6 protein-coding genes are annotated in these 5,210 nt (G+C 68.1%); 5 read left to right on the top strand and 1 reads right to left on the bottom strand.

All coding sequences use genetic code 11. From position 1 onward, the window contains the following. From EOA27_RS20635 to EOA27_RS20615, 5 genes are all read left to right on the top strand, one after another. On the top strand, positions 1–1,284 hold a 1,284-nt coding region (locus EOA27_RS20635), incomplete at its 5' end, for a cobaltochelatase subunit CobN (RefSeq protein ID WP_189562068.1). Beyond that, positions 1,281–2,780, top strand: a complete 1,500-nt coding sequence (gene cobG, locus EOA27_RS20630; RefSeq protein WP_126082104.1) for a precorrin-3B synthase — start codon at positions 1,281–1,283, stop codon at positions 2,778–2,780. The genes EOA27_RS20635 and cobG, both read left to right, overlap by 4 nt. Next, positions 2,781–3,413 carry a precorrin-8X methylmutase gene (locus tag EOA27_RS20625; RefSeq protein WP_126082103.1) on the top strand — a complete coding sequence of 211 codons (633 nt, stop codon included), beginning with the start codon at positions 2,781–2,783 and terminating at the stop codon, positions 3,411–3,413. It abuts the gene before it with no gap. Then, entirely contained in the window at positions 3,410–4,159 is a 750-nt protein-coding gene (locus tag EOA27_RS20620) for a precorrin-2 C(20)-methyltransferase (protein ID WP_126082102.1), read from the top strand. Before EOA27_RS20625 ends, EOA27_RS20620 begins: the two co-directional genes overlap by 4 nt. Next, the gene (locus EOA27_RS20615) at positions 4,156–4,920 is read left to right on the top strand and encodes a precorrin-3B C(17)-methyltransferase (RefSeq protein WP_126082101.1); all 765 of its coding nucleotides are present in this window, start codon (positions 4,156–4,158) and stop codon (positions 4,918–4,920) included. Before EOA27_RS20620 ends, EOA27_RS20615 begins: the two co-directional genes overlap by 4 nt. Here EOA27_RS20615 and EOA27_RS20610 read toward each other — a convergent pair. Continuing rightward, positions 4,884–5,210 (bottom strand): precorrin-6A/cobalt-precorrin-6A reductase (locus EOA27_RS20610; RefSeq protein ID WP_189562067.1); only part of this gene is annotated, 327 nt, incomplete at its 5' end. The genes EOA27_RS20615 and EOA27_RS20610 overlap by 37 nt on opposite strands.

Genomic DNA, 5,210 nt, shown 5'->3' with positions numbered 1-5,210 from the left:
CCGCTGCGCCGGCAGGGCGCGGCGGCCGAGAAAGCCAACCTGCTCGCCGCGCTCGACGGCCGCCACATCAAGGCAGGCCCCGCCGGCGCGCCGGCGCGCGGCCGCTCCGATGTGCTCCCCACCGGCCGTAACCTCTTCACCTCCGATCCGCGCACCATGCCGACGCCGACCGCCTATGACCTTGGCCAGGCGGCGGCTGAGGAAGTGGTGCGCAGCTACATGCAGAGCCATGGCGACTGGCCGCGTTCGCTGGTCATCGACCTCTGGGGTTCGGCCTCCTTGCGCACCGGCGGCGAGGAGATCGCGCAAGGCCTGGCGTTGATGGGCTGCCGGCCGCAATGGGATGCCGCCACGGGGCGTATTACCGGCATCGAGGTGCTGCCGCCGGCGGCGCTCGGCCGGCCGCGCGTCGACGTCACCTGGCGCATCTCCGGCCTGTTCCGCGACATGTTCCCGACCCAGATCGCGCTGATCGACGCCGCCGCCAGCGCCGTCGCCGGCCGCGACGAGGACGATACGGAAAACCCCCTTGCCGCGGCGACGCGCGCTCATGGCAAGATCAGCCCGCGCATTTTCGGCACCTCGCCCGGCACCTATGGCGCCGGTGTCGAGGATTTGCTGTCGCGCGGCGAATGGGGCGTGCGCGAGGAGATCGGCCGCGCCTATCTCGACGCCACCTCGCACGCCTATGGCGGCGCCGACGGAGAAGCGATTGCCGCGCCCGGTGCCTTCGAGGGACGGATCGCCGAGGCCGACCTGCTCGTCCACACCGGCGACGATCCGGGCCGCGATATCCTCGAAGGCTCGGCCGATGTCGCCTTCATCGGCGGCTTTTCGGCGGCGCTTGCAGCGCTTGGCCGCAACGCCGACGTTATTGTGCTCGACACCACCGACCCGCAGAAGCCGAAGCCGCGCTCGGTCGGCGAAGCGGTTTCGCGCGTGGTCCGCGCCCGCGCCGTCAACCCGCGCTTCATCGCCGGCCAGATGCGCCACGGCCCGCGCGGCGCCTCGGAATTCGCCGAAACGGTCGACCGCCTGGTTGGCTTCGCCGAGACCACCCATGCCATTTCCGGCGCGCTGATCGAGGCCGTGCATGACGCCTATGTCGGCGACCCGGACGTTCGCGCCTTCCTGCTGCGCGAGAACCCTGCCGCCGCAAAGGTCATCGCCGAGCGCTTCCTCGCTGCCCGGCGGCGAGGCCTCTGGCATCCGCTCAGGAATTCCATCGACGACGATCTCGCTGCCTTGATCGCCGAAGCCGAAACAAACGGGGTGGCGGCATGAACGCCTTTTCACGCCGCGGCGCTTGCCCGGCCCTCAGCGCGCCGATGCAGACTGGTGATGGGCTTATGGTGCGGCTCAATCCAGTCACTGGAGGACTTGCGCCAAACTTGCTGATCCGATTAGGCGAATCCGCCCTGCGCCACGGCAATGGTATCATGGAAGTGACCGCGCGCGGCAGCCTGCAGATCCGCGGACTGAGCGCGGAAAGCGCCCGGATGCTGGCGGCTGAGGTGGATGCGCTTGGTATTGAAGTGCGGACCGGCGTGCCCGTCGAGACGGGGCCGCTGGCGGGGATCGATCCGCAGGAGGTTGCTGACCCGCGTCCGCTGGCCGAGCGACTCAGGGCGGCGATCGAAGAAGCTGGGCTGACGGCAAGGCTGGGGCCGAAGGTATCGGTGCTTGTCGATGGCGGCGGGCAGTTGACGATGGATGCCGTGGCGGCCGATGTGAGGCTCAAGGCGGTGCGGGCCGGCGCTGGCGTCCTGTGGGCTGTATCTGTTGCCGGTGATGATCAAAGCGCCAAGCCACTTGCAATGGTCGAGGAAGAAGCCTCACGCTACGTCACTGTGGCCGCGCTCCGAATGGTCGCTGAAAAAGGCCGCCAGGCGCATACGCGGGATCTCACGGAGAGACAGCTTAATTCACTGGCAAGTTGGCACTCCGGCGCCCCCCTCTCTGTCCTGCCGGACATCTCCCCCTCAGGGGGGGAGATTGGCAGCTTTGCCGACGGCTCCCTCTCTGCGGCGAACCCGCACGTCTTCACGTCTGCGATTGGCGAAAGCCGCGGTGGCAAGGCAATCTCCCCCCTTGAGGGGGAGATGTCCGGCAGGACAGAGAGGGGGGCGATGGAACGCCAGCCGGCGGGAAGTCCCATCGACACCTTCAGTCTTGCGGGAGGCACTGCCCTCGGCATCGCCCTGCCCTTCGGCAGCATGCCGGCGCAGAACCTTGTCGAGCTTGCCACAAAGGCCGCAGAACTTGGCTCGACCGAAATCCGCCTCGCCCCCGGCCGCGCCCTGCTTGTCCTCGGCCTCTCCCCGTCCGCCAGCCCCTCGCTGCAATCCACCGCCGCCACGCTCGGCTTCGTGACCTCCCCCGCCGATCCGCGCACGCGGATCGCCGCCTGTCCCGGCACGCCGGCCTGCGCTTCCGGCAATATCGCAACCCGCGCCATCGCCGAGACAATCGCGGCGGAAAGCCCCGAACTCCTCGACACTTCGCTGACGCTTCACATTTCCGGCTGCGCCAAGGGTTGCGCGCATCCCGGGGCGGCGATGCTCACTTTAGTCGGCGACGAAAACGGAGCCGGACTTGTCGTGGACGGGACGGCAAAGGCCCTTCCTGCCGGATACAGGCCGGGCTATGACGCCGCGCGCGGGGTCGCCGCCATTGCGGCTGCGGTTCGCGGTGAACGACATCAAGGCGAGACCGCCGCCGCTTGCCTCACAAGGCTTGGCGCGGCCCGCATCGCCGAACTCTATCGACGGAACCAGTGAATGGCCGCCTACGATTATATCCACGATGGCAACGCGATCTACGAGCGCTCTTTCGCCATCATCCGGGCCGAGGCTGACCTGTCGCGCTTCTCCGAGGCGGAAGCCGATGTCGCGATCCGCATGATCCATGCCTGCGGCCAGGTCGAAGCCGCCAGCCATTTCGTTTTCTCGAACGATTTCGTTGAAGCGGCCCGCGCGGCCCTTGCCGCCGGCGCACCGATCTTCTGCGATGCAGAGATGGTGGCGCATGGCGTCACCCGCGCCCGGCTGCCGGCCGGCAACGAGGTGATCTGCACGCTGCGCGATCCGCGCACACATGACATCGCCAGAGAAATCGGCAACACCCGCTCAGCGGCGGCGATCGACCTCTGGGGCGAGCGCATGGCCGGCTCGGTCGTCGCCATCGGCAATGCGCCGACGGCGCTCTTCTATCTCTTGGAAAAGCTGCGCGACGGCGCGCCGAAGCCGGCCGCGATCATCGGCATGCCGGTCGGCTTCGTCGGTGCTGCAGAATCGAAAGATGCGCTGGCCGAGAATTCCTACGGCGTGCCCTATGCCATCGTGCGCGGCCGGCTGGGCGGCAGCGCCATGACCGCCGCCGCGCTCAATTCCTTGGCGAGGCCAGGCCTGTGAACGCAATTGTAAAAGGCCGTCTGGTCGGCGTCGGCACCGGTCCCGGCGATCCCGAGCTGCTGACGCTGAAGGCCGCGCGCGCGCTGGCCGAGGCCGATGTCGTCGCCTATTTCGCCAAGCGCGGCAACAACAGCAATGCGCGCGCCATCGTCGAGGCGCGTTTCCGGCCCGACATGGTCGAGCTGCCGCTGCTCTATCCGGTGACCACCGAGATCGACAAGGATCACGAAGACTATCGCGCGCAGATCGCCGATTTCTATGAGCAGTCGGCCGAACAAGTCGCCGAGCATCTCGGCGCCGGCAGGATGGTGGCGGTGCTGTCGGAGGGCGATCCGCTCTTCTACGGCTCCTACATGCATCTGCATGTGCGCCTGGCGCACCGCTTTCCGACCGAAGTCATCCCCGGCATCACCGCCATGTCCGGCTGCTGGTCGGCCACAGGCCTGCCGATCGTCCAGGGCGACGATGTGCTGACCGTGCTGCCGGGCACGATGAGTGAGTTCGAGCTGACCCGCCGGCTGGCCGACACCGATGCCGCGGTGATCATGAAAGTCGGCCGCAACCTGCCGAAGATCAGGCGCGCGCTGGAAGCGACCGGCAAGCTGGCCAAGGCTGTCTATGTCGAGCGCGGCACCATGCCGGGCAGCGTCTCGATGCGGCTTGCCGACAAGCCGGACGACAAGGCGCCCTATTTCGCCATCGTGCTGGTCGCCGGCTGGTCCGCCCGGCCCGGGGCTAAGCCGTGAGTGGCCGCCTTACCGTCATCGGTCTCGGACCCGGCAACGCCGACCAGGTCACGCCGCAGGCTGCCAATGCCATCGCCGAGGCTTCCTTCTTCTACGGCTACAAGCCCTATCTCGACCGGCTGGAGTTGCGGCCGGATCAGACCCGCATCGCCTCCGACAACCGCGAGGAGCTCGCCCGTTCCAACGAGGCGCTGGCCAAGGCGGCCGAGGGCCATAGCGTCGCCGTCGTTTCCGGCGGCGACCCCGGCGTCTTTGCCATGGCCGCGGCCATCTGCGAGGCGATCGAGGCCGGTCCCGACGAATGGCGCGCCATCGACCTCGCTGTCGTCCCCGGCGTCACCGCCATGCTTGCCGTCGCAGCCCGCATCGGCGCGCCGCTCGGCCACGATTTCTGTGCCATCTCGCTCTCCGACAATCTGAAGCCGTGGGAGCTGATCGAGCTGCGCCTGCTGGCGGCTGCCGGAGCAGGCTTCGTCATCGCGCTCTACAACCCGATCAGCAAGGCCCGCCCCTGGCAGCTCGGCCGAGCCTTCGAGTGCCTGAAGGCGATCCTGCCCGGCACCACGCCGGTGATCTTCGGCCGCGCCGCCGGCCGGCCGGACGAGCGTATTGAGGTGTTTTTGCTGGCGGACGCCGATGCGGCAAAAGCCGACATGTCGACCTGCATCATCATCGGCTCCCCCGAGACCCGCATCATCAGGCGCGGCGAGAAGCCGGCGCTGGTCTACACGCCGCGTTCGGCAACGGGCGCGAAAAGATGATCGACTTTGGCCGCCAGCGCATCGACGGTTTCGGCCGAGGGCACGTCAGGCAGAGGCGGCCGACGGATCATGACCACTTCGATGCCGAGCGCCCGCGCGGCGGCGATCTTGCCGTAGGTCGCCTCGCCGCCGCTGTTCTTGGAGACGACGGCATCGATCCCGTATTTTTCGAGCAGCGCTCGCTCTTCCACTTCCGGAAACGGTCCGCGCGCCAGCAGATAGAGCGCATCGGGCACGGCCAGCTGCGGCTCGACCGGGTCGACGCTGCGGATCAGGTAACAGTGCTGGGG

The organism is Mesorhizobium sp. M2A.F.Ca.ET.037.01.1.1, from assembly GCF_003998075.1.
Taxonomy (GTDB): domain Bacteria; phylum Pseudomonadota; class Alphaproteobacteria; order Rhizobiales; family Rhizobiaceae; genus Mesorhizobium.
Note: the sequence above shows the minus strand (reverse complement) of the source record. Positions and strands in the feature narration are given on the sequence as shown.